Source organism: Georgenia sp. X1117, assembly GCF_057784635.1.
In genome coordinates this window covers 2901239-2925507 of the sequence record NZ_CM173492.1, presented here as the reverse complement: position 1 = coordinate 2925507, position 24269 = coordinate 2901239, and the positions used below count along the sequence as shown (strand labels likewise).

Here is a 24269-nt window from a genome sequence, read left to right as displayed (position 1 = left end):
ATCTTTATCTACTTGGCTTTGGTCTGGTTCGTGTGGTTTCATGGGGTCTGTCGCGTGGCAGAGCGTCCGGCAGGTCCGCGGGCGCCGATCTCGAGGAGGAGACATGTCCGCATCCGTCGGCACCAGGGCACCCGAGGAGGGCGCGGCCCGCGGCGGCCTGCGCGTCGGCGTGCAGAAGTTCGGCACCGCGCTGTCGAACATGGTGATGCCCAACATCGGCGCCTTCATCGCATGGGGCCTCATCACCGCCCTGTTCATCGAGGCCGGCTGGGTCACGCTCGTCGGCGGCCGCGTCTTCGGCTACGAGGGCGGCTACGGGTTCGTCGAGCACCTGGGCGGGTGGGGCGCCGGCGCGGAGGGCGGCGGCATCGTCGGCCCGACGATCACCTACCTGCTGCCCATCCTCATCGGCTACACCGGCGGCCGGATGATGTACGGCGACAACGTCCGCGGCGGCGTCGTCGGGGCCATCGCCACGATGGGCGCGATCACCGGCGCCGACGTCCCGATGTTCCTCGGCGCCATGGTCATGGGGCCGCTGGGCGGCTGGTCGATGAAGAAGCTCGACGCGCTGTGGGCGGACCGCATCCGGCCCGGCTTCGAGATGCTCGTCAACAACTTCGCGGCCGGCATCTGGGGCATGCTCCTGGCGATCGTCGGCTTCGTCGCCGCCGGCCCCTTCGTCTCCGCCTTCTCCTCCGCGGCCGAGCGCGTGGTCGACGTCCTCGTCGAGAACAGCGTGCTGCCGCTGACCTCGATCCTCGTCGAGCCGGCCAAGGTGCTCTTCCTCAACAACGCGATCAACCACGGCGTCTTCACGCCGCTCGGCACGAGCGAGGCCGCCGCCGACGGCCAGTCCATCCTCTTCCTCATCGAGGCCAACCCCGGTCCGGGCCTGGGCCTGCTGCTCGCCTTCATGGTCTTCGGCACCGGCCTGGCCAAGGCGTCCGCGCCGGGCGCCGCGCTCATCCAGTTCGTCGGCGGCATCCACGAGATCTACTTCCCCTACGTGCTGATGAAGCCCGTGCTCATCGTGGCGATGATCGCCGGCGGGATGACCGGCGTCGCCACCAACCTCCTCCTCGACTCCGGCCTGCGGGCACCGGCCGCGCCGGGATCGATCATCGCCGTCCTGCTCCAGTCCCCCGCGGGGTCCCTGCTGGGCGTCACGCTCTCGGTGGTCCTGTCCGCCGTGGTCACCTTCGTCGTGGCCGGCGCGCTGCTGCGCACGGGCAAGCAGATCGACGGCGATCTCGCCGGGGCCACCGCCACCATGGAGTCGATGAAGGGCCGCAGCTCGATCGCCTCCTCGGCGCTGGCGGGCACCGGGGGCACCGTCGGCCCGATCCGCACCATCGCCTTCGCCTGCGACGCCGGCATGGGCTCCTCCGCGATGGGCGCCTCGGTGCTGCGGCGCAAGGTCCGCGGCGCCGGCTTCGACGACGTCGAGGTCGTCAACCGGGCCATCTCCGCCCTCAGCGACGACGTCGACCTCGTCGTCACCCACCAGGACCTCACCGCGCGGGCCCGGCAGCGCACGCCGTCCGCGGTCCACGTCTCCGTCGACGACTTCATGGCCAGCCCCCGCTACGACGACATCGTCGCGATGCTTCAGGAGCGCTCCGCCGGTGACGAGGGCGGCGCGGCCGGAGGCGGCGCGTCAGGCGGCGCGTCGGGCGGCGCGTCGGGCGGCGCGTCGGGCGGCGCGTCGGGCGGCGCGTCGGGCGGCGGGGGCAGCGCATCAGGCGTCGGGGCTCCGCTCATGGGCGCTGCGGCCCCGGCCGAGGACGGCGCACCCGGGGCGGCATCGGCGTCGGGGGCCGGGAGCGAGCCCGAGGCAGCCACGGCGATCGAGCCCCGCCCCCTCCTCGCCCCGACCTCGATCGTCCTGGACGGGACGGCCCGCACCCGCGACGAGGCCATCGACGAGGCGGGCGCCCTGCTCGTCGCCACCGGCTCGGTGCCGCAGACCTACGTCGACGCCATGCACGAGCGGGAGGCGTCGGTGTCCACGCACGTGGGCAACGGGCTGTCGATCCCGCACGGCACGGACGAGGCGAAGGCGCTGGTCGGGGCGACGACGATGTCCTTCGTCCGCTACGCCGACGGCGTGGACTGGGGCGGGAAGCGCACGGAGTTCGTCGTCGGGATCGCCGGCACGGGCGACGACCACCTGCAGGTCCTCTCCCAGCTGTCGACGGTGTTCCTCGACGAGGCGGAGGTCAACCGCCTGCGCGCGGCGACCACGCCCGAGGAGGTGCTGGGCGTCCTCGGCGTCGTCCGCGCCTGAGCGGTGCCCCTACGCTCGCGCCGGGCCGCCCTCCCGGTCACTCCGACGGCGGCTCGGCCGGTCACTCCGACGGCGGCTCGGCCGGTCACTCCCGCCGCCTCCCGCGGCCCTGCCTCCGACGTGTCAACCGCCAATGTCACCAGTCAACCGACACTGTCGGTTGAAAGGACGCTCAACCCGTTGAGACGTGGGGGCGCGCCGGGCGCAAGGAGGCCTGGGCGCGGCGCAAAGCGGGCTGCTGGGCGCGGCGCAAGGGCTGGGCGGGAGCGAGCCCCGCACCCGCCCGCGCTACCCGACGACGGCGGGATGCACCCAGAAGAAGAGGACGGCGGCCGCGGCGAGCAGGACGACGGCACCGACGGCCACGGGCAGCACCACCTTCCGCCTGAGCCGGGCGACGAGGACCACCGTCAGCACACCGACGGCGAGCACCGCGAGGAAGGCGGCGCCGCCGATCACCAGTCCGGCGTCCTGGGCAACCTGCTGAGACGCCCCCTGGTCCCGGGCGTCGACGTCGGCCCAGGTGAAGCCGAAGTAGGCGGCCGAGACCGCCAGCGCCAGGACGACGGCGATCGCCCAGTATCGGTTCCGTTCCCCCGCCCGGGCGCCGGCGGCCCGGACCTGCCGGTGGTCCTGCTCGCGCGAGACGTCCCCCGCCCGTGCCGGAGCCGGCGTGCGGTGCGGATCGTAGTCGGGCGCGCCTCCCGAGCCGCCCTCCGGTCCGTGGCCCGGGTTCGCGCCCGGTGTCTCGACGTTCATGGCCGACACCTCCGTCCGTCCCCGCGGGTGCCGCGCGGCACTCGCGGGCTCCCCGGTCCGGCGAGCAGGCCATGTCCCGTCCGCCTCGGGCCGGGAGATCGATCCTACGCGCGCGCCATCGGGCCGACCAGGCCGGAGGACGCGCCACAGCCGAGCACGCGTCGCGCGCCCCGCCTCAGTTGTCGTAGCCGACGAACCCGACGGGGATGCGCCCGCCCGAGCCGCGCCGGACGGCGGCGGCGTGCAAGGTCCCCAACCCGCCGTACAGCTCGACCATCCCGGCGCCGGCACGCGCGAGCTCGGCGGCGCGGGCCTCCGTCTCGTCGGTCGAGGCGACGGGGATGATCGTCACGTCGGCATGCTCGATGCGCGTGACGCCGCCCATGGCCGGCACCAGGAAGGCCTGCGGCCTGACCTCGCCCCGTTCGAACGCGGCGGCGAAGTCCGCGATCTGCGCGAGAGACTCGAAGCCGTACCGGTTGAGCCCGATCCGGATCGTTCCCGGGTGGGCGGCGGCGACGGCGTCGCGGACCTCGGCCGCCACGTCGACCGACATGCCGCCGCACAGCTCCAGACGCGACCACCCCTCCCCGGCCAGCCGCACGGCCTCGGCCACGACATGCTGTCCTTCCGCGCCGACGACCACGAGCGTCGTGGAACGCAGGCGCTCGCCGGGCGTCCCCTCGTACAGCACAGCGGTGGGTTCCATGCCGGGGACAACAGGGCGCCGGGCCTATGTGTTCCAGCGCGGCCCGACGCGCGAGGTCGACAGCTCGTCGCCGCGGTCGATCCCCAGGGTGGCGATGAGGTCCTCGTGCAGCTCGAAGATCACGCGGTGGCAGGAGTCGACGTCCGTGCGGTCCACCCACGCGCCCTCGCCGGCGCGGACGCGCACGAGCGCGGCGGCGTAGCGCTCGCGGTAGCCGCCGAACCGGTCGAGGACGTTCTCGAGCCGCGAGAGGAGCGGGGCGAGGTCGTCGCCGGCCGCCGCGAGCTCGTCCACGACCGCGGCGTCCCAGTCGGCGTCCGCATGGTCGTTGACGGCGAGCCGGTCGCCGGGCAAGGGGCGGAGCTGCCAGTGGGTCGCGGCCCGCTGGACTCGGGCGTTGATCGGGAGGAAGTCCCGGTAGGCGGCGCGGACCGGCTCCATACCCCCGGCGCCATCCAGCTCGGCGGCCAGCAGACGCTCGCCCTCGACCCGTCCGGCGACGGTGAGCGACCATCCCGCACTGCCGGCGAAGGCGGCCTGCTGCACCCACCCGCGGGCCTCGGCATCCAGCAGCAGCCCCTCGGCCTCGGCTGGACCGAGGCCGGCTCGCGAGGCGACGTCGTCGGCCGGGGCGTACCCGGCGAGCCGCACGGCGTGCAGGAGGCGCAGCCCGACCACCCGCTGCCCCGTCACGCGTCCCTGCCCCGGCGCCGCGCGAGCCGCTGGACGTGCTGCTGGCAGGCCTGCGGCGAGTTGAACCCCATGGCGTCGGCGATCCGGGACCAGGTGTGCCCGGCGGCGCGCGCCGAGAGGACGAGGGCAGCCTCGAGGCTGTCGACCTCCTCGTGCGCGGCCGCGACCAGCGCGAGGCCGTCCAGCGCGTCCTCGCCGACCGGGTCGGTCTCCGCCGCGCGCCCGGCGCACCAGAGGGCGAGCTGCGTCAGGTCGACCGCCGACGGCGGGACGGGCTCGGGGCGCCACGGCGGACGCTCGCGCACGTCGTCGAGGAGCTCGAGCCGCCGTCGGGCATCGGCCGCACGGCCGCCGTCCAGCGGTGACGTCGTCCCCCTGGGCACCCCGTGGCCCGTCTCGGCGGCGAGGGTGCCGGCCCGGTCTCGATCGTCGTTGCGTTGCACAGCCTCAGCATGGATACTCAACAAAGTGTTGTCAACATTCTGTTGAGGAGGTGTCGCGATGCTCGTCCCGCTGAGGGATGCTGACCGCGCACGCTGTGGGAACAAGGCCGCCTCGCTGGCCACCCTGCTCCGGGCCGGTCTTCCGGTGCCCGACGGCGTCGTCGTCCCGTTCGACGCCTATCGCAAGGCGGACCGCGCGGCGCTCGACGAGGCCGGGCCCCATTCGCGGGACGCCGCGCACCTCCCGCCGGGACCCGTGGTGGAACCCGCACGACCGCCGTCCGTCCCGGACGCGCTGCGCGCCGCGCTGGCCCGCGCCCTCGCCGATCTCGACCTCGGAACCGTCGCCGTCCGCTCCTCGGCCGACGGGGAGGACGGCGCCGTCCGCTCGTCCGCCGGGCTCTACACGAGCGTGCTGGGGGTGCGCGGGGCCGACGCCGTGGTCGCCGCCGTCGAGACCTGTTGGGCCTCGCTGCGCTCGGAGCGCGCGCTCGACCACGCGGGCGCCGACCTCGCACGTGCCGACCACGCGGGCCCCGACGCCGGTGCGCCGTCCACGTCCGCCCCTCCCCCCGGCAGCAACCCAGCGGACCACGGAGTCAGCCCCGACGCCGCTGCGATGGCGGTGCTCGTCCAGCAGCTCGTCGACGCCGACGCCTCGGGAGTCATGTTCACGCCCGCGCGGGCCGGGGAACCGACGCGGATCGAGGCCGCCTGGGGACTCGGGCCCGGCGTCGTCGGGGGCACCGTCTCTCCGGACCGCTACCGCGTGGGCGGGGACGGGACGGTGCGGGTCGACGTCGCGGACAAGCGCACGCGCCTGGACCGCGCCGTCGGCGGGCTGCGCACCACGGACGTGCCCGACGCCGACCGCACGCGCCCCGTCCTGGCCGAGGGGACCGCCCGGACGCTCACCCGCCTCGGCGACGAGGTCGCGACCCTGACCGGTGGCCCGCAGGACGTGGAGTGGGCGGTCGTCGGCGAGACGGTCTGGCTGCTCCAGGCCCGCCCCGTCACGGTCGAACCGCCACCGTTGCCCGAACGAGCCGCGCCCGTCCCCCGCGCACGGAGCCGCTCCGAGTCGCTCGAGGGCATCCCGGGCAGCGCGGGGACGGCGGGCGGACCCGCGCGGGTCGTGCTCGGTCCGTCGGACTTCGGCCGGGTGCTCCCCGGGGACGTGCTCGTGTGCCGGTTCACCGATCCCGCGTGGACGCCGCTGCTGCGCGTGGCCGCCGCGGTCGTCACCGAGACGGGCGGCGCGCTCTCGCACGCGGCGATCGTCGCGCGCGAGCTCGGCATCCCCGCCGTCCTCGGCGTCCCCGGGGCGACGACGCTGCTGCGCGACGACGAGCACCTCGCGATCGACGGGCGCGCCGGCCGGGTGACGCGAGCCCGCGCTGACAGCAACCCGAACCGCTCCCGCATCCCCGACCGCGCAACCGACCGGGACGAGGACTGACGTGCGACGCCTCTACCTCCTGCGCCACGGGGCGGCCGACCCGTTCGGCGAGCTCACGGCCGTCGGCCGCCGGCAGACCGATCTGCTGGGCGGGCGGCTCGGCCGGTTCCCCGTCGAGCGGATCTGGCACTCCCCGCTCCCCCGGGCCGCGGACACCGCGCTCGGGCTCGCCCGGCACCTGCCCCGCGCCGAGGTGCGTGCCGCCGACGAGCTCGTGGATCACGTCCCCCACGTCCCCGCGCACGAGGACATGCCGGCCGGCAGCGCCGGCTTCTTCGACGGGTACGACGCAGCGGAGGCCGAGGCGGGGCGGCGGACCGCCGACGCGCTCGTCGCCCGCTTCGGCGCGGCCGCGGCCGACTCCGGCAATCCCGCCGGCTCCGGCGACGCCACCGATCGACCGCGCCGGGACTCGCACGAGGTGCTGGTCACCCACGACTACCCGGTGGCCTGGCTGGTGCGGGACGCCCTCGGGGCGCCGACCGCGCGCTGGCTCGGGCTCCGCAGCGCGAACGCCGCGCTCACCGTTCTCGAGCACCGCCCCGGGCAGCCGCCGTCGCTGGTGATGTTCAACGACATGAGCCACCTGCCGCACGACCTGCGCTGGACGGGGTTCCCCGACGCCGACCTCCCCTGACCCGACCGCCCCGCGCCCCTCCCGACGTGTGACGATGAGGCCATGCGCTCCCCGGTCGCCGAGTACCTCGACGAGATCCTGGCCGCCACCGCCACCGGACCCGCCAGGGGCGAGCCGGCCACCTACATCCCCGAGCTCGCCGGCGTGGACCCGTCGCTGCTCGGCCTGGCCCTGACCACCTCCGACGGCGTCACCTACGCCTCGGGCGACGCCGACGTCGAGCTGTCGATCCAGTCCGTCTCCAAGCCGTTCGTCTACGCGCTCGCGCTGCGTGACCGGGGGAAGTCGGCCGTCGAGGCCAAGGTGGGGGTCGAGCCCACCGGGGAGGCCTTCAACGAGATGACCCTCGAGGAGGTCTCCAAGCGCCCCTACAACCCGATGATCAACGCCGGCGCGATCGCCACCCACACCCTCGTGGGCGATCCGGACATGACCGACGACGAACGGGACGAGGCGATCCTGTCCGGCCTGTCGGCGTTCGCCGGGCGGCGCCTGAGCGTGGACGAGAAGGTCTACGACTCGGAGATGGGCACGGCGCACCGCAACTACTCCATCGCCCACATGCTCGCCGGGTACGAGATCCTCGGCACCGACGCCCACACGGCGGTGCGCGGCTACACGCGCCAGTGCGCGGTGCGGGTGACCTCGCGCGACCTGTCGGTCATGGCGGCCACGCTGGCCAACGCGGGCACCAACCCGCTGACCGGGGAACAGATCGTGCCCCACGACGTCGTGCGGCAGACCCTGTCCGTCATGCTCTCGTGCGGGATGTACGACACGGCCGGCGACTGGATCACCGACGTGGGCATCCCGGCCAAGAGCGGTGTGGGCGGCGGCCTCATCGGCGCGCTGCCCGGCCAGCTCGGCATCGCCTCGTTCTCGCCCCCGCTGGACGAGCACGGCTCGAGCGCCCGCGGGGTGGAGATCTTCGAGCGGCTCAGCCACGACTTCGGGCTGCACCTCATGAGCGTGCCCCCGCTCACGCGCTCCGTCATCCGCGACCGGCGGGGCATCGACCTGCCCGACGGCGCCCGGGGCACCCGCTTCGAGCTCCAGGGTCCGTTGCGCTTCTCCAGCGTCGAGGCGGTGGTGCGGATCGTCGCCGAGGACCTGCGCGAGGGGCGCGCCGTCGTCGTGGACACGACGTCGACGACCTCGGTGGACGCGACCGCCGGTCGCATGCTCGGCGACCTCGTCCGCCGGCTCGCGGAGGAGGGCCGCGCGGTGTGGCTGGTGGGCCTCCCGGGTCTGATCTCACCCGAGGAGATGCCCGACGGCGTGCACCTGGCCTCCTCGCTCGACGAGATCGCCCACTGACCACTGCGGTCCGGCGGCGCCGCACCCCCGGGCGACCGCCTCACGCCGTCCCGGGAGCGGCCTCCGCCCGGCGCTCGGGCACGACCATCGGGGTGCCGCTCTGCGGGTCGCGGACGATCTCGCAGGCCAGGCCGAACACCTCGGCGACGAGCTCGCGGTCGAGCACGTCGGCCGGCTCGCCGGCGGCCACGACCCGGCCCTCGTGCATAACGACGAGGTGGTCGGCGTACCTGGCCGCCTGGTTGAGGTCGTGCAGCACGGCCACGACGGTCCGACCGCCGGCACGGATGTCCTGGCACAGGTGGAGCACGTCGACCTGGTGGGCGAGGTCGAGGAACGAGGTCGGCTCGTCGAGCAGCACGAACTCGGTCTCCTGGGCGAGGATCATCGCGATCCACACCCGCTGGCGCTGCCCGCCCGACAGGCTGGCGACCCGCTCGTCGACCAGCTCCTCGACCCCCGTGGCGGCCATGGCCGCGGAGACGATCGCGTCGTCGCCGGGCAGCCACTGCCGCAGCGGCGAGTGGTAGGGGTGCCGGCCCCTCGCGACGAGCGCGCCCACGGAGATCCCGTCCGGCACCACCGGGTCCTGCGGCAGCAGGCCGATGCGGCGGGCGATCGCACGCGAGCGCCACGCCGAGAGCGGACGCCCGTCGAGCAGCGCCGCGCCCGAGGTGGGCCGGAGCGTGCGCGCCAGGGTCCTCAGCACGGTGGACTTCCCGCAGCCGTTGGGTCCGATGACGGCGGTGAACCCGCCCGCGGGGAGCTCAAGGTCGAGCCCGTCCAGGACCACCTTCTCCCCGTAGCCGACCGTGGCCCCCTCGAGCCGGAGCGACGACGACGTCCCGCCGCCCTCGCCCGCTGCGGTCTCCTTCGGTTCGCTCATGCCGAGCTCCTCCTCCATTCGACGACGAGCAGATAGCCCAGGTACACCCCGCCCACCCCGGCGGTGATGACGCCGACGGGCAGGTCCTCGAACGCGGGCACCTGCTGCACGGTGAGATCGGCGGCGAGCATGATGATCGCGCCGACCAGGGCCGACAGGACGAGGGCGGGCCCCGGGGTGCGCACGATCCGGCGCGCGATGTGCGGCGCCGAGAGCGCGATGAACGCGACGGGCCCGGCCACGGTGACGGCCGCCGCGGCGAGCAGCACCGAGAGCACGATCGCCAGGGTGCGGGTCCGTACGGCGCCGTCGCCCAGGGTGTCGGCGAGCTGGTCGCCGAGGTCCATCGTCCGCAGACGGTGGCTGAGCGCCGCCACGCAGGGCACGAGCACCAGGAGCGCCCCACCGACGAGCAGCACGTGCTCCAGGCTGCGCGAGTTGAGGGAGCCCACCCGGTACGCCGCGAGCTCGGTCGCGGAGTCCCGCAGCGCGACGGCGACCACGTACTGGATGACGGCGTGCGACATGGCGGCCACGGCGATGCCGGTGACGATGACCCGCGCGGGCGAGGCGAACCCGAGCCCGGTCGACAGGTAGACGAGCCCGGTCGCCACCGCGGCCCCCGCGAGCGCACCGATCGGGGGTGCGACGGCGCCCGGCCACACCACGGCGGCCACCGCGACGCCCGCCCCGGCACCGGCGCCCAGGCCGATGACGTCGGGGCTGCCCAGCGGGTTGCGGGTGACCGTCTGGAACAGCGCGCCGGCGAGCCCGAGGGCGATACCCGCGCCCACGGCGACGAGCACGCGCGGGCCGCGCAGGCGTTCGAGGACGAACTGGACCGTGCCGTCCGCCTCGCCGCGCGCGAGCGCCACGAGGTCGCCGGGTCCGACGCCGAGCGGCCCCCAGGCCAGCGTGGTCAGGGCGAGGGTCACGACGACGAGCGCGGCGACGCCACCGGCCACCAGGCCGCGCGTCGTGACGGGCAGGGCGAGGACGCCGCCCACGCGCAGCAGGCGGATCCGCGCCGTCGTCGCACCGGGGCCGGCCGCCCGGCCCGTACGCCGCGGCCGGCCTGCACCGCGCCGTCGACCCGGGCGGTCCACCCGTCCCCGACCGACCACGTCCTCGGTGGTGCTCACTCGGCGACCACCCGCCCGCGCCGCACGGCCATGAGCAGGAACGGCGCCCCGACGAAGGCGGTGACCACGCCGACAAGGAGCTCGTTGGGCCGGGCGATGACGCGGGCGACGACGTCGGAGGCGATGAGCAGCACCGCGCCGAGCACGACCGACACGGCGAGCTGCCAGCGGTGGTCCGACCCGACGAGGCCGCGCACGAGGTGCGGCACGGCGAGGCCGACGAAGAGGATGGGGCCGACCGCCGCCGTCGCCGCCGCGGCCAGGAGGGTGGCGGCCGCGATCCCGGCGGCGCGCAGGAGGCGCACGGGCGTGCCGAGCGAGAGCGCGACGTCGTCGCCGAGGGCGAGCGTGTTGAGCCCCGGGGCGACGAGCGAGGCCAGCACGAGCCCGGCCAGCAGCGCGGGCAGCACCGACCACAGGGTCTCGAAGGTCACCCCCGCCAGGGAGCCGACCATCCAGTGCCGGTAGGAGTCGAACACGTCGGGCCGGCTGAGGATGAGGGTCTGCACGTAGGCCTCGAGGACGGCCGCGACGACGGCGCCGGCCAGCACGAGCGGCAGCACGGAGTCGGTGCGGGCGGGCCGGCCGAGCACGTAGACGACGAGCACGGCGAGCACCGCCCCGGGCAGTGCGACCCACGTGGTGGCGGCGCCGCCGGAGAACCCGAGGAAGGCGGTGGCGGTGACCACGGCCGCCGACGCCCCCGAGGTCACGCCGAGCAGTCCCGGCTCGCCGAGCGGGTTGCGCGTCAGTCCCTGGATGACGACGCCCGAGGCGGCCAGGGCCGCACCGACCATCGCCCCGACGACGGTGCGCGGCCACCTCGCGGCCAGCACCGAGGCGAGGTGATCCTCCCCGCGGCCGCGCAGCACCTCCCACGTGCCGACGAGGTCGGTCTCGCGGCTGCCGAGCACCATGCTCACGCACGCCATCACCAGGAGCGCCACGACCGAGGCGCCCAGGGCGAGCCACGGCGACATCCGACGCCGCCCGGCCAGCCGTCGTCGGGCGAGGCGACTCACCGCCCGGCCGCGTCGGCCCTCTCGATGGCCTCGTCGATCATCGGGCCGTACCGCTCGATGACCCAGGGCACCGTGAGGGGGTTGATGAGGGAGGAGGCGGTGACGAAGGGCTGGTCGGTCGGCGCGACGACGGCTCCGGCCTCGACGGCCGGGATGGCGGCGTAGAGGTCCTGGGCCTCGGTCTCGGCGCGGTTGGTCTCGTCGGAGTAGAAGGTGAAGACGAGGTCGGAGTCGGCGAGCATGTCCGCGTTCTCCAGCCCGATCATCGCCGAGTCGGTGCCGGGGACCTCGTACTCCCCCAGCTCGTCGACCACCGGGTCGACGGTCAGGCCCATGCCCCGCAGCATCGCCACCCGCTGCTCGTCGGCGAAGAAGACCCCGAGCGTGCCCGGGCCGGAGTTGTAGATGTAGGAGAACGTGTAGTCCGCGTACTCGGGGCGGGCCGCCTCCTCGAACTGGGCGTCGATGTCCTCGATCAGCCCCTGGGCGGCGTCCTCCTGGCCGAGCGCGGTGCCGCTGGTCTCGATCTGGTCCTGCCAGGTCACGACCCAGGGCTGCTCGTCGTAGGCGACCGTGGGCGCGATGTCGGTGAGGATGTCGTACTGCTCCTGGGTCAGGCCGAACCACTGGGCGAGGATGACGTCCGGGTCGAGCTCGAGGATGGCCTCGACGTCGAGCTCGGTGGCGCCGGTGAACTGCTCGGGCAGCTCGTCGCCGCGCTCCTGGACCGCCTCGTAGATCCACGGCATGTAGCCGGTCTCGTCCGAGCCCCAGGGGTACTCCTCCATGCCCACGGGCGTGACGCCGAGGGCGATCGACGTCTCGGTCGAGCCCTGCCCCAGGGTGACGACCCGCTCGGGCCGCTCCTCGATGACCGCCTCGCCGAGGGCGTGCTCGATCGTCACGGGCGTGAACTCCTCGTCGCTACCTGCACCCGCCGGGTCCGAGCCTGCGCCGCCCGAACCGGACTCGGCGGGATCGGCGTCACCGCCGCCGCCGCAGGCGGCCAGGAGGAGGGCGGTGGACAGCGCGCCGGTCACCGCGAGGTGGCGACGGCGCGGGGCAGGGCTGTGGGACATCGGGCGGGCTCCGCTTCGGTTCCGGATGTGCAGGTGCCGACCCGGACGACGTCGACGCGCCCGGCCGCAGGGGCCCGGGCCGTGGGTCGCCACGGGTGGCAGCCGGTCCTCGGCGGTCCGCGCGACGCGCAGGAACTCGTCGCACCGACCGCTCGGATCAGCCGGAGGGAAGGTTAGTCTATCCTAAGTCCGCATGCGACGTCGGTGCCCACGTTCCGGACAGGTGCAGTCGTCGGCCCGTCGGGCTCCCCGCGCGGAGGCCGTCGCGGTCACTCGCCCCGACCGGCCTGCTCCTCGGCCTCGCCGGTCGCCTCGCCGCGGTAGAACGCGGCGGCGCGGGCGGCCCGGTCGCGCGCGTCCTCGGCGTCGGTCCCGGCCTCGAGGTCGGCCGCCCCCCAGGCGCGGGAGAGCTCGGTGACCAGGCGCAGCCCCGGAGGCGAGGCGCTGAAGGTGCCCATCGCCTCCGGCGTCGAGCGCGGGTCGCCGGCGAGGAACAGCGCCAGCGCGAGGAAGGCGCCGTCCCAGCCGATGCCCGTCGCGGCGGGTCCGAAGGTCTGCCAGTGCTCGTCGTCGGGGACGGTGTGGCGCAGCTCGAGCACCGTCCGGCCCCCGGCGGGCACCACCGCGATCCGCAGATCGCTGACCTCACCGGCGAACTCCCAGGTCAGGTCGAGCGCGCCGGGCTCGACGCAGCGCAGGACGGTGCCCTCCGTCCCGCTGCCAGTGAGCCGGTACCGGCCCCCCTCACGCAGGTCGCCCTCGGCGGGCTCGAGCCATCGTGCGAGCCGCTCGGGGTCGGTGCAGGCCGCCCACAGGTCGGCCGCCTGGGCGGCGAAGGACTGCGCGAGCACGACGACGTACCCCGCCTCCGCCGTCTCCACGCTGCGGCGGACGGCGGCGATCTGCTCCTCGAGGTTCACCCGACCACGGTGCCAAGCCTCGTCCCGCCGCGCAACGCTGCAACGCCGCGAGCCGTGGCTCACCGCCGTTGACCCGCAAGCGTCAGCCGCCCGCCGCCGCCAGCACGGCGCGCGCCAGCGGGTGGTCGACGGCCGTGTAGTGCGCCCACCGCCCCACCTTCTCGCGCTCGACCAGGCCTGCCGCGACCAGCCTCGAGAGGTGGTGGGAGAGGGTGGGCTGGGCGACGCCGAGCAGGGCGGGCATGTGGCACGAGCAGACGCGGCCGCCCGGGTCGGCCACGATGGCGACGTAGAGCTGCACGCGCACGGGGTCGGCCAGCGCCTTGGCCACGGCGGCGACCGCGGCGGCACCACCGGGGTCGATCGCCCGGGCCGGCGGGACGCAGCAGGCCGCGACGTCGCCGTCGACACCCTCCTCGTCGCCACTGCCGGCCGCCGCCGGTCCGCATCCGTCCGTCATACGTCGCATCGTATCGACGTCTGTCGATACGCTTGAGGGGTGCGGGATCCCGCACGCACCGGACGAAGGGAGCACCACATGTCCACCACGGACCCGACCGCACGTATCGAGGAGCAGACCGCCGGCACCTCCTTCCGCCTCACCGACGTCTCCGCCTCCGGTGGGGGCTGCTGCGGCGGTCAGGGCTGCGGCTGCATGTGACCCGTCGGTGCGTCGGGGCGCTGCGCCCCGACGCACCCACCGGTGAGCCGGCGCCCGGGATGCGCGCCCGCCGGTGGGGCGGCACAGTGAGGGGATGAGCAACGAGACGACCTCCCTGACCGTGACCCGTCGGATCGACGCCCCGTCGAAGGAGATCTTCGACCTCCTCACCCTCCCCGAGCGCCACCGCGAGTTCGACGGCTCGGGCACCGTCCGCAGCGACGACCGTTCGGACCGCATCCAGCAGGTCGGCGACACCTTCGTCATGAACATGCACGCCGAGTCCCAGGGTGGGGACTACCAGATGCGCAACCACGTCACCGCCTACGAGACGAACACGATGGTCGGCTGGCAGCCGAGCAGCGTCGACGCCGACGGTCCCGGCGGCTGGGAGTGGCTCTACGAGCTCAAGGCCGCCGACGGTGGCGCCGCCACCGACGTCTCCCTCACCTACGACTGGTCGAAGGTGTCCGACCCGGAGCTGGCGGCGGTCTTCCCCGCCATCCCGCGCGAGAGCCTCGAGGAGTCGCTCAACCTCCTCGCCGCGGCGGTCGCCGGACCCTGACCCACCCAGGGGTCCGCCATGACTCCGCCCAGGGGCCTACCAGAACGCGCGCACCGCGATCGCGTCGGCGAAGGCCTCCAGCGCGCCGTCGACGGCGCCCAGGTACAGCGAGCCGTCGATGAGCGAGATCTCCATGACGTAGAAGCCGCCCTTGCCATCGCGGACCAGATCCACCCGGCAGAAGAGCAGCTGCTCGTCGCGGCCGATGCGGTCCTTGATGTAGCCGTGGATGGCCTTGCGGATCTGCTCGCCCCAGCGCCACTCCTCCTCCGAGGCCTCCCGCGAGGAGACGACCTCCTCGTGCACGTCGTCGACCGACCGGAACGAGGGGTGGAGCATCGCCTCCTTGACCACCATGTGCTCGGAGAGGCCGTTGAAGTAGATGAGCGAGATCTCGCCCTCGCGGTCGATGTGCTCGAGGTAGCGCTGCACCATGACGGAGCGCCCCTTCCGCAGCTGCCGGTCGACGTGCAGGATCGCCTCCTGCCGCGAGGCGGCGTCGGTCGAGGTGTAGCGCCCGGTCCCCCGGCCGCCCGAGGAGATCGCCGGCTTGACCACGAAGTCGCCGAAGGCGGGCATCCGCGAGTGGATCTGGTGCTTGCTGTACCCGGCGTCCGGCTCGAGCCACTGGGTCGGGATGATGGGCATCCCCCGCTTCTCCAGCTCGAGCAGGTAGTGCTTGTCGGTGTTCCACGTCATGACGTCCGGGTGGTTGAGCACCCGTCGCAGCGAGTTGATCCAGGTGAGGAACTGGTCGAGCTTCTGGGCGTAGTCACGCACACCCCGCACGACGACGAGACCCGCGTCGTCCCAGTCCACCGTCGGGTCGTCCCACACCCGCACGCGCACATCGATCCCGCGCGCCCGCAGGGCCTCGGGCAGTCCCGCCTCGTCCTCGCTGAGGTGCGGGGCGCCGGACCACGTGGCAAGGGTGACTACTGGCGTCGTCGACATGCTCGCAATCTACCCGCGCCCGCGGCCCGGACGCGTCCGGCGCCACGCACACCGGGTCCGTCCCGTCACCCAGGTCACACCGTCATGGTCAGCATGTGAGATGCGGTCGTCGCGGGGCGCGCCACCGCCGCCGCGGGCCGCACAGTACTTCCCGTTCCGCCGGGCACTCCCCCGGGCCCTCCGTACGAACAGGGATCATCATGACCACTCGCCGCCCTCGCCGCGCCGCCGCGCTCGTCGCCCTCGCCGCCGCGCTGCCGCTCACGCTCGCCGCCTGCTCCTCCGACGACGAGGGCGAGGGGGGCGCCGCCGCCGGCAGCGAGGACGACCCCATCCGCATCGGCGTCGTCGGGGCCTCCGACCCCCAGTGGGACATCTTCACCGAGCTGGCCGCCGAGGAGGACATCCACATCGAGATCGAGGACTTCACCGAGTACACGCAGCCCAACCCCGCGCTGGCCGACGGCGACCTCGACCTCAACCAGTTCCAGCACATCCTCTACCTCGCCCAGCACAACGACGCCACCGGCGACGACCTCACCCCGATCGGGGCCACCGCCGTCTATCCGCTGGGGCTGTACTCGAACGAGCACGAGGACGTCGAATCGATCCCGGACGGCGCCGAGATCGCCATCCCCAACGACGTCACCAACCAGGCCCGCGCCCTGTTCGTGCTCGAGGAGGCCGGGCTCATCGCCCTCAACGACGACGTCGGCGTGGTCCCCGACCCCACCGACATCGACGAGGGCGCCTCGCGCGTGACGGTCGCCCCGATGGACGCCAACCAGACCGTGGTCGCGCTGGACTCGGTGGCCGCCTCGATCGTCAACAACGACTTCGTCTCCGACGCCGGCCTCTCGCCGTCGGACGCGATCTTCGAGGACTCCGCCGAGTCCGAGGGCGCGCGCCCCTACATCAACGTGTTCGTCTCCCGCCCGGACGAGGCGGACAACGAGACCTACGCCCGCCTCGTCGAGCTCTTCCACGACCAGTCCGTCATCGACGCCCTGCAGGAGAGCTCGGGCGGGACGGCGTCGATCGCCGACCAGGACCCGGCCGAGCTGCAGGAGATCCTCGACGAGGTCGAGGCCTCGCTGTCCGAGGGCTGACCGGCACACCGCGGCCCACCGGCCGCTACCGTTCGGCGGAGCGCGCACCGGCGCGCTCCGCCGCCACCATGAAGGACCCCATGAGCACAGTCATCTCCTTCGACGACGTGTCGAAGACCTTCGAGGCCCGGTCCGGCGCCGTCCATGCCGTACGCAACGTCAGCCTCGACGTCGCGGCCGGGGAGATCTTCGGCGTCATCGGCTGGTCCGGGGCGGGCAAGTCCACGCTCGTGCGGCTCATCAACGGCCTCGAGCCGGTGACCAGCGGTCGGGTGACCGTGCTCGGCGAGGAGATCTCCGCCCTGAGCGAGCGCCGGCTGCGAGTCGTGCGCCCCGAGATCGGCATGATCTTCCAGCAGTTCAACCTGTTCAGCTCGAAGAACGTCAGCGAGAACATCGCCTACCCGCTCCGCCTGGCCGGCTGGCCCGCGGAGAAGCGGCGCGCCCGCGTGACCGAGCTTCTGGAGTTCGTCGGGCTGGCCGACAAGGCCCGCGCCTACCCCGAGCAGCTCTCCGGGGGGCAGAAGCAGCGCGTGGGGATCGCCCGGGCGCTGGCGCCGAGCCCGAAGATCCTCCTGGCCGACGAGTGCACCTCCGCCCTCGACCCCGAGACCACCCGCGAGGTGCTCGGTCTCCTGCGCCGCATCAACGACGAGCTCGGCCTGACCGTCGTGCTCATCACCCACGAGATGGACATCGTCAAGCACCTGTGCGACCGGGTGGCGGTGATGGAGCTGGGCCGCGTGGTGGAGTCCGGGACCGTGTACGACATCTTCGCCGACCCGCAGCACGGCACGACGCGGCGGTTCGTCGCCACGTCCCTGCGCGACGTCCCGCGTGACGACACCCTCGCCGCGATCGCCTCATCCCACCCCGACGCCGTGCTCGCCACGGTGGCGGTGCGTGAGGAGCGCGGCTCCTCGGCCGTCATCGCCCAGACCCTCGGCGATCACCCCCGGGTGCGGGCGGCCATGGTCTACGGCGGGATCACCGACGTCGGCAACCGCCCCATCGGCTCGCTCACCTTCGCGCTGACCGGCGACGGTCACGACGTCGAGGCCCTCGTCGCCGACCTGCGCCGGGCCGCCGACGTCACCGTCCACGAGCCCCACGACGACGGACCACCGCCCGGGGGCGAGACCCCGCTGCCGAGCCTGGGGACCGAGGAGGGGACGCGATGAAGTTCGACTGGGAGAACAACTGGGAGGTCTTCCTCGAGGCCTTCCTCGTCACCCTGCAGATCGTGGGGACCACGCTGCTCGTCGGCGGCGTCGTCGGTCTCGTCCTGGGCACCCTGCTGTACGCCACCCGCCGCGGCGGCGTGCTGGCCAATCGGTGGGTGTTCGGGCTGCTCAACGTCCTGACGAACTTCGTCCGGCCGATCCCGTTCATCATCTTCCTCACCGTGATGGGGCCGGTGACGATCTCGATCGTCGGCAGCCGGATCGGCACCGAGGCCTTCATCGTCCCGGCCGCGGTGATGGCCTCCTTCGCCACCGGTCGGATCGTCGAGCAGAACCTCGTCGCGCTGGACCCCGGCCTCATCGAGGCGGCGCGCGCGATGGGGGCATCGCCGTGGCGGATCATCCGTACCGTCGTCCTGCCCGAGGCGCTCGGGCCGCTCATCCTGGGCTACACGTTCATCTTCGTGGCGATCGTCGACATGTCCGCCCTGGCGGGCATGATCTCGGGCGGCGGGCTGGGGGCCTTCGCGCTCCAGTACGGCTACCAGCGGTTCGACTGGTGGTTGACCGTCATCACAGTCGTCGTCATCGTCATCCTCGTCCAGGGCGTGCAGTTCCTCGGCAACTGGCTCGCCCGGAAGGTCATGCGCCGCTGAGGACCCCCGCGGGCCGACCTGGGGCGCTCTCCCCGGTCCGGGCGGATGACGCCGGGCACGCCGGCCGAGCACCATGGCGCGATGAGCTCCTCAGGCATCTCCCCGGGCCTCGTCATCGTCATCGTGGTCGTGGCCGTCGTGTTCCAGATCGTCCGCCTCATCATGCGTGGCGCCGGCGGAGGTGGCGGGTACGGGTACGACAGGCGGCGCCGGAACCGCTACGGCAGCAGCTGGGGCACGTCGCGCCGCTCCGGCTCGAGCCGTTCCCGCTCGGGGCGCTCGAGGCGGTCGAGCTCGGGTGGTCGCTTCGGCTCAGGGCGGTCGCGGTCGCGATCCGGGGGCAAGGCAAGCCGTCGGATGCGCAAATGAGCCCGGCACCACGACGAGGTCGCGGTACCGGGCTCATGGGTGAGCGTCTGGATCAGGGTCGGGCGTGCCGCCCCTGCTCGTCGCCGTGCTCGGGCCCGGCGCCGGACGCGCGCCCGGCCTCGGCACCCGGGTCGCGCTCGATGTGGATGTCCTCGTTGGTGACGACGGTGCCGTCCTCCGCGTAGGTCTCGGTGACCGTGTAGCGGCGCAGCCGCATGCGACCGCTGGGACGCTCGCCCGCACCCTCGGCGGGTGACCCGTGCGCGTCGGACCTGGGCGGCTCATGAGCAGGCGGCTCGTGGCCCGCGGGCTCGTGACCAGCGGGCTCGTGACCAGCCGGCGCCGGGGCGGGCGGGGCAGCGCCGGCCGGCGCGCCGTCGACCCGCCCGTGGCCCGGAGGTGCCGGAGCGACCGGCTCGTGGCCCGCGCGTGCCGGGACGCCCGGCTCATGGCCCACCGGCTCATGGCCGACAGGCTCCTGCCCCACCGGTGCGCCGTCGGCCGGCCCGCCCGTGGGGATCGGGACCGGCGCGGGTCCGCGCTGCTCGACCACCCGCTCCTCCTGCGGGCCGGGGACCTCCGCCGCGCGCTGCGGCGAGGCGGGACCGGCGTCCGGCGTCGCCGCCACGGGTGCGTGCGCCTCTCCGGGCGGGACGTCGGCGTGCGGGCCACCGGCCACCGGCACGCCCACGCCGTCCCGCGCACCGCTCGACGGCGCACCGGCGGCGGACGGCTGCGGCTCACGGTCGTTCGGCAGCTGGGCCTCCGGGCGCTGGTCCCACCCGTCGGCGTACCGACCCTGGACGCCGTAGTGCGCGAACAGCGCGGACTCCTGGTCGGGGGTGAGGCTCTCGTCGACGTCCACGCGCGGGGCGTTCTTCACCGTGTCCTTGTCGAAGGGGACGGCGATCTCGTCACCCTGGTAGCTCGCGCCCTCCAACGGCACGAAGGACTCCTTGGTGCCGAACAGCCCGGTGTTGACGGTAAGCCAGGTCGGGTCGCCGCTCGCGTCGTCGAGGAACACCTGTCCCACCGACCCGATCTTGCCGTCCGTACCGCGCACGGGGGTCCTCGCGGCGAGGATGCCTCCGACGTCGTTGATGCTGATCATGCGTCTCCCTCGGTCGTCGTGCGGTCAGGTGGGTGATCGGTCTCGATCGCGCGTCCGGGCGCCGCCGGTCACTCGTCCGTGGCTCCGGCGGTCGGGGCGCGGTCCGGCGCGGGGGCTGGTCAGGCGCCGTCGCGGGTGACGTGTGTGCCGTCGGAGTAGGTGTCGCGGTGGACGGGGGCGTCGGGCGGGACCGAGCCGTCGACGTCGCCCTCGCGACCCGCCCCGCCCAGGACGCCGCCGTCGTGGGTGGAGCCCATCCCGCCGCCGACCTGACCGCCGTCGTGGGTGTAGAGCGATCGCTCGCTGTGCTCGGCGTGCGGGTTGTCCGGCGCCTCGCCGTGCTCGGCCTGCCGCCGGTCGTCCGGCGTCTCGCCGTGCTCGTGCGGATCCTTGACGTGCTTGCCGTGGTGACTCATCTCGTGCCTCCTGGGGACAGCGGCAGTCCGTGACGGCCCGCCGCCAGCGGCGACGAGGCGGGCCGGTGTGACCGTGACCTCGCCCTCACCGCGACGCTACTCCAGCGCGCACCGGAGCGCACTGCGAGAACGACCGTCCGGCAGCACCACGGCCGCGTCCACGGGGCCCGCCGTCACCCGGGGACGACGAAGGCCCCGGTGCGGCATGATGTCGCGACCGGGGCCCTGCTCGGTACACCGCCTGGGATTCGAACCCAGAACCCGCTGATTAAGAGTCAGCTGCTCTGCCGTTGAGCTAGCGGTGCATGGTCCGGGTCTCTCCTGCGCGCGGCAGGATCCTCTCGGGCCGAGCGACAACATTACCGTGACGACGCCGCCGACCCCAGCCCGGACGCCCGTTGTTCGCCGTGAGGTCACGCACAGCGGGACCGCGTCGGCCGGTCCGCGCCGGTCACCGGTGGGTGAACAGCACGTCCCTGCTGGTCAGCATGTCCAGGACGACGGTGGGCCTCGTTCCCTCGGTCGGCCGCACCGTGGCCGCGGCGACCGTCCCGTCCGCGCTCGCCACGTCGAGCGTGAGGAGGTCCTCCAGCGGCGCACCGGTGACGACAGAGGTGGTCCCGGAGCCCTCCTCGAGCAGCGACATCAAGGAGTCGGCCAGCTCCTGCGCCGCCTCCTCGGAGTCGGTGCCGTAGGCGATCGTGATCCCGGCGTCGTCGGCGCCGGACCAGCCGACGGCGACGGACCGGAACGCCGGGAGTGCCGCGTCCCCGGCGCCGGAGAGGTCCATCGCGACCACGACCGCGGAGACGGCGTCGGCGTCGTCGAGTGCTTCGGCGACCTCGCTGAGCCGCTCGTCGTCCGCCAGGGAGCGCTCGGGTCCCTCGATCCACTGTTCCACCGGGGGCGTGGTCAGCGACAGCGCGACCCGGTCCTCGAGCTGGGCGAGCCGCACGGAGCGCCCGAGCCGGTCGGCCGGGGTGCCGTTCTGGAGGTCGACGGCCAAATCCTCGCCGTCGGCGGTCGACCGGATGCCGTCACCGGTCTCGAGCAGGTCCGGTGCGAGCTGCTCGGGGCCCTGCGCGACGACGAAGAGCCGTGGCGCCAGGTCCAGCGCTACGAACGACCCGACGTCGACAAGCGACCACCCCAGCTGATCCGCCAGCTCGGCATGGGGCGACCCGTTCGCCAGGAGCACCTCGGGCAGGTAGACGGCGGCCTGCCCCCCGGCATCGCGCCCGGTCGGTCGCATCGCGCTGACCCAGGTCCTCACCGCCTCCTCGTCGTCGGCGCCGTCGGGACGTTCGCACCCGTTCGCCTCGCACACGGCGTCGAGGTCGGCGGCGCTGAGGAAGATCTCCTCGTCGACCGGCACGGCAGGGACCTCCGCGAGCGCCCCGACGACGGTGAAGCCGTCCCCGGTGTCGAGCCCGTCGGTCGAACCAGCCTGGTCGTCGCCCGGGTCGCCCTGGTCGCTCGTCGAACCACCCGGGTCGCCGGTCGATCCATCCGGGTCGCCGGTCGATCCACCCCCGCAGGCGGCCAGCGCGAGCAGGGCTGCGCCCGCCATGACCGTGCCCCGAGCGCCGTTCCGCCGACGTACCTGCCTCATGTCCGCTCCCTTGCCGCGCCGCAGTCGGCACAGTGTCCCACCGCAACCGCGTCGTCCCGCCGTACCGGCGCCCCGGGCCTAGCCTGGGCCGGTGACGACGCCGCAGCCTGCCGCCCCGGGGCGGGCCTGGCTCCTCGTGGTGGGCGGCTTCATGGGGCCCTTCGGGGGCGGCATGGTCTCCACGATGCTGCCCGAGCTCGCCGAGGGGCTCGGGGCCACCGTCCACGGCGCCTCCCTGTCGATCACCTGGTACCTCGCGCCCTTCGCCGCACTGCTGCTGGTCTCGGGCACCGTCGCGGCCCGGTGGGACCGGGCGAGCGTGGTGCGGATCGGCTACCTCGTCTATGCGCTGGCCTCGCTCGCCTGCGCGCTGGTGCCCACGCTCGGCTGGTTCCTCGGTGCCCGAGGGCTGCAGGGGGCGGCCAACGCCTTCCTCACCCCGGTGCTCATCACGCTGGTCGTCGCGGCCACGGGCCGGGACCAGGTCGGCCGCGCCCTGGGCACCTTCGCGGCGGCGCAGGCGGCCGGCCAGGCGCTGGCGCCGCTCGCCGGGGGCCTGGCGGCCGGGATCGACTGGCGCCTGGCCTTCGTCGCCACCGCCGTGGTGGCGCTCGTCCTGGCGGTGGCCACCCCCTCCGGCGAGCGGCCAGCGGACGCGCCGCGCCGAGTCTCCTGGCTCGCGTTGCTCAACGTGCGCCTGGGCTCGACGGCCCTCATGGCCGCCTCCGCGCAGCTGGCGGCGAACTTCGTCGTCGTGGCCTGTGCGCTCATCGCCGCCGAACGGTTCGGCCTCGGTCCCGAGGCGCGTGGCCTGGTCGCGGTGGCCTTCGGCATCGCCGGCTTCCTCGCGGCCCGCGGCTCGGGGGTGCTCGCCGACCGGGTCGGGGTCCTGGCCATGGGTGCGGTGGCGGCCCTGCTGCTCGCCGCGGGCGCGGTGACCACCCAGGTCGCGCCGCTGCTGTGGGTGCTCGTGGCCTCGGTGGCGCTCACGGGTGCGGCCGCCACCGGCGTGCGGGTGATGACCACGAGCCTGGCCCTGCGCTCGACCCCGGACAACGACGCCGGGGCCACCTCGGTGGCGCAGGCGGCGCAGTTCGGCGGGGGCGCCGCCGCACCCCTCCTGCTCCCCCTGTTCGAACGCTCGCCGTTGGCGGTCGGACTGCTGCTGGCCGGGGTCGTCGCGGTGGGTCTGCTGGTGGTGTCCTTACCTCGGTCGCACCGGCAGGGACCCGGCGGGGATGCCACCATGGGGGCATGAGAAGCCTCACCACCGGCGATGCCGCTCCCGACTTCGACCTGCCGGCCCACGATGGTTCGCGCGTCCGGCTCTCCGAGCTCGCACCCGCCCACCGCGGCGTGATCGTGTACTTCTACCCCAAGGCCGCCACGCCGGGCTGCACCACCGAGGCCTGCGACTTCCGCGACAACGAGGCGGCGCTGCAGAAGGCCGGCTACGCCGTCGTGGGTGTGTCGACCGACCCGCTCGAGGAGCTGGTCACCTTCGCGCAGGACAACCACGTGTCGTTCCCGTTCGCCTCGGACGAGGACCACGCCGTCGCGGAGGCCTACGACACCTACGGCACCTTCGAGAGCCCGCGCGGCACCCGGACCGGCACGATGCGCTCGACCTTCGTCGTCGACCCCGAGATGCGCCTCAGCCACGTCGAGTACGGCGTGGACCCCGAGGGGCACGTCACCCGGCTGCGCGAGGTCCTGGGCGCGTGACCGCAGGGACGGACGCCCGCCTCGCGGTCGGTGACACCGCGCCGGACTTCTCCCTCACCGCCCACACCGGCAGGAGCCGCAACCTCGGCGCCCTGCTGCGCACGGGACGCACCGGGCTGATCGTCTACTTCTACCCGCAGGCACTGACCCCCGCCTGCCGGCAGCAGACCTGCGACGCGCGCGACCGGCACGACGTGTTCACGCGCGCCGGCTACGGCATCGTGGGGATCTCGCCGGACCCGGTCGAGCGACTGGCGCGCGCCGTCGAGCAGGACGCGCTGCCGTTCCCCCTGCTCTCGGACCCCGACCATGCGGTCGCCGAGGCCTGGGGCGCGTGGGGCGAGAAGGTCAACTACGGGCGCACCTACGACGGGCTCATCCGCTCGACAGTCGTGCTCGACCCGGACGGCGTCGTCACCTGGGCGCGGTACAACGTGCGCGCCAAGGGGCACATGGCGCTGCTCGCCCGCGAGCTCGGACTGGCCGCGGGCTGATCCGGTCATTGCGTTGCCGGTTCTCGCGCGGCCGGTTGTTGCGTGGCCCGATCGTCG

27 protein-coding genes and 1 tRNA gene are annotated in these 24269 nt (G+C 74.0%); 13 read left to right on the top strand and 15 right to left on the bottom strand.

Annotated features, from left to right (window positions below):
- Nucleotides 1-103: 103 nt before the first annotated feature.
- Nucleotides 104-2290, top strand: a complete 2187-nt coding sequence (locus tag AC3D3D_RS13545) for a PTS sugar transporter subunit IIA (RefSeq protein WP_463662980.1) — start codon at nucleotides 104-106, stop codon at nucleotides 2288-2290.
- Nucleotides 2291-2578: 288 nt separating this feature from the next.
- Here the strand turns inward: AC3D3D_RS13545 and AC3D3D_RS13540 are convergent, their stop codons facing one another.
- From AC3D3D_RS13540 to AC3D3D_RS13525, 4 genes are all read right to left on the bottom strand, one after another.
- Entirely contained in the window at nucleotides 2579-3049 is a 471-nt protein-coding gene (locus tag AC3D3D_RS13540) for a hypothetical protein (protein ID WP_463662979.1), read from the bottom strand.
- A 175-nt stretch (nucleotides 3050-3224) separates the two neighbouring features.
- Nucleotides 3225-3758 carry a DUF6506 family protein gene (locus AC3D3D_RS13535; protein ID WP_463662978.1) on the bottom strand — a complete coding sequence of 178 codons (534 nt, stop codon included), beginning with the start codon at nucleotides 3756-3758 and terminating at the stop codon, nucleotides 3225-3227.
- Nucleotides 3759-3782: 24 nt separating this feature from the next.
- On the bottom strand, nucleotides 3783-4451 hold the full coding sequence (locus tag AC3D3D_RS13530) for a transcriptional regulator (protein WP_463662977.1): 669 nt from the start codon (nucleotides 4449-4451) through the stop codon (nucleotides 3783-3785).
- Nucleotides 4448-4894: a DNA-binding protein gene (locus AC3D3D_RS13525; protein ID WP_463662976.1), complete on the bottom strand. Its 447-nt coding sequence runs from the start codon at nucleotides 4892-4894 to the stop codon at nucleotides 4448-4450. Before AC3D3D_RS13525 ends, AC3D3D_RS13530 begins: the two co-directional genes overlap by 4 nt.
- A gap of 58 nt (nucleotides 4895-4952) precedes the next feature.
- Between AC3D3D_RS13525 and AC3D3D_RS13520 the strand changes: the two genes are divergently transcribed.
- The 3 genes from AC3D3D_RS13520 to AC3D3D_RS13510 are packed head-to-tail and all read left to right on the top strand — an operon-like array spanning nucleotide 4953 to nucleotide 8307.
- Nucleotides 4953-6353 carry a PEP/pyruvate-binding domain-containing protein gene (locus tag AC3D3D_RS13520; RefSeq protein ID WP_463662975.1) on the top strand — a complete coding sequence of 467 codons (1401 nt, stop codon included), beginning with the start codon at nucleotides 4953-4955 and terminating at the stop codon, nucleotides 6351-6353.
- Between the two features lies 1 nt (nucleotide 6354).
- Nucleotides 6355-6990, top strand: a complete 636-nt coding sequence (locus AC3D3D_RS13515) for a histidine phosphatase family protein (RefSeq protein ID WP_463662974.1) — start codon at nucleotides 6355-6357, stop codon at nucleotides 6988-6990.
- A 42-nt stretch (nucleotides 6991-7032) separates the two neighbouring features.
- Entirely contained in the window at nucleotides 7033-8307 is a 1275-nt protein-coding gene (locus tag AC3D3D_RS13510; protein WP_463662973.1) for a glutaminase, read from the top strand.
- Between the two features lie 40 nt (nucleotides 8308-8347).
- Here the strand turns inward: AC3D3D_RS13510 and AC3D3D_RS13505 are convergent, their stop codons facing one another.
- From AC3D3D_RS13505 to AC3D3D_RS13480, 6 genes are all read right to left on the bottom strand, one after another.
- Nucleotides 8348-9193: an ABC transporter ATP-binding protein gene (locus AC3D3D_RS13505; protein WP_463662972.1), complete on the bottom strand. Its 846-nt coding sequence runs from the start codon at nucleotides 9191-9193 to the stop codon at nucleotides 8348-8350.
- Nucleotides 9190-10335 (bottom strand): FecCD family ABC transporter permease, encoded by a 1146-nt coding sequence (locus tag AC3D3D_RS13500; RefSeq protein WP_463662971.1) that lies wholly within the window; start codon nucleotides 10333-10335, stop codon nucleotides 9190-9192. Before AC3D3D_RS13500 ends, AC3D3D_RS13505 begins: the two co-directional genes overlap by 4 nt.
- On the bottom strand, nucleotides 10332-11315 hold the full coding sequence (locus AC3D3D_RS13495) for a FecCD family ABC transporter permease (protein ID WP_463663014.1): 984 nt from the start codon (nucleotides 11313-11315) through the stop codon (nucleotides 10332-10334). Before AC3D3D_RS13495 ends, AC3D3D_RS13500 begins: the two co-directional genes overlap by 4 nt.
- Nucleotides 11316-11353: 38 nt before the next feature.
- On the bottom strand, nucleotides 11354-12436 hold the full coding sequence (locus AC3D3D_RS13490) for an iron-siderophore ABC transporter substrate-binding protein (RefSeq protein WP_463662970.1): 1083 nt from the start codon (nucleotides 12434-12436) through the stop codon (nucleotides 11354-11356).
- A 269-nt stretch (nucleotides 12437-12705) separates the two neighbouring features.
- Complete coding sequence (locus AC3D3D_RS13485) at nucleotides 12706-13356, bottom strand: SRPBCC domain-containing protein (RefSeq protein ID WP_463662969.1); 651 nt, start codon at nucleotides 13354-13356, stop codon at nucleotides 12706-12708.
- Between the two features lie 82 nt (nucleotides 13357-13438).
- Complete coding sequence (locus tag AC3D3D_RS13480) at nucleotides 13439-13816, bottom strand: ArsR/SmtB family transcription factor (protein ID WP_463662968.1); 378 nt, start codon at nucleotides 13814-13816, stop codon at nucleotides 13439-13441.
- Nucleotides 13817-13894: 78 nt separating this feature from the next.
- Between AC3D3D_RS13480 and AC3D3D_RS13475 the strand changes: the two genes are divergently transcribed.
- The gene (locus AC3D3D_RS13475; RefSeq protein ID WP_463662967.1) at nucleotides 13895-14017 is read left to right on the top strand and encodes a hypothetical protein; all 123 of its coding nucleotides are present in this window, start codon (nucleotides 13895-13897) and stop codon (nucleotides 14015-14017) included.
- Between the two features lie 94 nt (nucleotides 14018-14111).
- Complete coding sequence (locus AC3D3D_RS13470) at nucleotides 14112-14582, top strand: SRPBCC domain-containing protein (protein WP_463662966.1); 471 nt, start codon at nucleotides 14112-14114, stop codon at nucleotides 14580-14582.
- Between the two features lie 36 nt (nucleotides 14583-14618).
- On the opposite strand, the gene AC3D3D_RS13465 is transcribed toward AC3D3D_RS13470, so the two are convergent.
- On the bottom strand, nucleotides 14619-15536 hold the full coding sequence (locus AC3D3D_RS13465) for an ATP-grasp domain-containing protein (RefSeq protein WP_463662965.1): 918 nt from the start codon (nucleotides 15534-15536) through the stop codon (nucleotides 14619-14621).
- A 200-nt stretch (nucleotides 15537-15736) separates the two neighbouring features.
- On the opposite strand from AC3D3D_RS13465, the gene AC3D3D_RS13460 reads away from it, so the two are divergent.
- The 4 genes from AC3D3D_RS13460 to AC3D3D_RS13445 all read left to right on the top strand — a co-directional run bounded on the left by AC3D3D_RS13460 (nucleotide 15737) and on the right by AC3D3D_RS13445 (nucleotide 18854).
- On the top strand, nucleotides 15737-16645 hold the full coding sequence (locus AC3D3D_RS13460) for a MetQ/NlpA family ABC transporter substrate-binding protein (protein ID WP_463662964.1): 909 nt from the start codon (nucleotides 15737-15739) through the stop codon (nucleotides 16643-16645).
- Nucleotides 16646-16725: 80 nt separating this feature from the next.
- Nucleotides 16726-17826 (top strand): methionine ABC transporter ATP-binding protein, encoded by a 1101-nt coding sequence (locus AC3D3D_RS13455; RefSeq protein ID WP_463662963.1) that lies wholly within the window; start codon nucleotides 16726-16728, stop codon nucleotides 17824-17826.
- Nucleotides 17823-18485 carry a methionine ABC transporter permease gene (locus AC3D3D_RS13450; RefSeq protein WP_463662962.1) on the top strand — a complete coding sequence of 221 codons (663 nt, stop codon included), beginning with the start codon at nucleotides 17823-17825 and terminating at the stop codon, nucleotides 18483-18485. The genes AC3D3D_RS13455 and AC3D3D_RS13450 overlap by 4 nt, the downstream gene beginning before the upstream one ends.
- A gap of 81 nt (nucleotides 18486-18566) precedes the next feature.
- Nucleotides 18567-18854: a hypothetical protein gene (locus AC3D3D_RS13445; protein WP_463662961.1), complete on the top strand. Its 288-nt coding sequence runs from the start codon at nucleotides 18567-18569 to the stop codon at nucleotides 18852-18854.
- Between the two features lie 52 nt (nucleotides 18855-18906).
- Here AC3D3D_RS13445 and AC3D3D_RS13440 read toward each other — a convergent pair whose 3' ends face one another.
- From AC3D3D_RS13440 to AC3D3D_RS13425, 4 genes are all read right to left on the bottom strand, one after another.
- Nucleotides 18907-19965 carry a PRC-barrel domain-containing protein gene (locus tag AC3D3D_RS13440; protein ID WP_463662960.1) on the bottom strand — a complete coding sequence of 353 codons (1059 nt, stop codon included), beginning with the start codon at nucleotides 19963-19965 and terminating at the stop codon, nucleotides 18907-18909.
- 119 nt (nucleotides 19966-20084) lie between these two features.
- Nucleotides 20085-20381, bottom strand: a complete 297-nt coding sequence (locus AC3D3D_RS13435; protein WP_463662959.1) for a hypothetical protein — start codon at nucleotides 20379-20381, stop codon at nucleotides 20085-20087.
- Between the two features lie 233 nt (nucleotides 20382-20614).
- Nucleotides 20615-20686: transfer RNA gene (locus AC3D3D_RS13430), tRNA-Lys, on the bottom strand.
- A 146-nt stretch (nucleotides 20687-20832) separates the two neighbouring features.
- The gene (locus AC3D3D_RS13425) at nucleotides 20833-21993 is read right to left on the bottom strand and encodes a hypothetical protein (protein WP_463662958.1); all 1161 of its coding nucleotides are present in this window, start codon (nucleotides 21991-21993) and stop codon (nucleotides 20833-20835) included.
- A 91-nt stretch (nucleotides 21994-22084) separates the two neighbouring features.
- Between AC3D3D_RS13425 and AC3D3D_RS13420 the strand changes: the two genes are divergently transcribed.
- From AC3D3D_RS13420 to AC3D3D_RS13410, 3 genes are read left to right on the top strand one after another with little or no spacing between them, the layout of a single operon-like run.
- On the top strand, nucleotides 22085-23251 hold the full coding sequence (locus tag AC3D3D_RS13420; RefSeq protein ID WP_463662957.1) for an MFS transporter: 1167 nt from the start codon (nucleotides 22085-22087) through the stop codon (nucleotides 23249-23251).
- A complete protein-coding gene (locus AC3D3D_RS13415; protein ID WP_463662956.1) occupies nucleotides 23248-23718 on the top strand; it encodes a peroxiredoxin in 471 nt (156 codons plus the stop codon). Before AC3D3D_RS13420 ends, AC3D3D_RS13415 begins: the two co-directional genes overlap by 4 nt.
- Nucleotides 23715-24212, top strand: coding sequence for a peroxiredoxin (locus tag AC3D3D_RS13410; RefSeq protein WP_463662955.1), 498 nt, complete (start codon nucleotides 23715-23717; stop codon nucleotides 24210-24212). Before AC3D3D_RS13415 ends, AC3D3D_RS13410 begins: the two co-directional genes overlap by 4 nt.
- Nucleotides 24213-24269 lie beyond the last annotated feature (57 nt).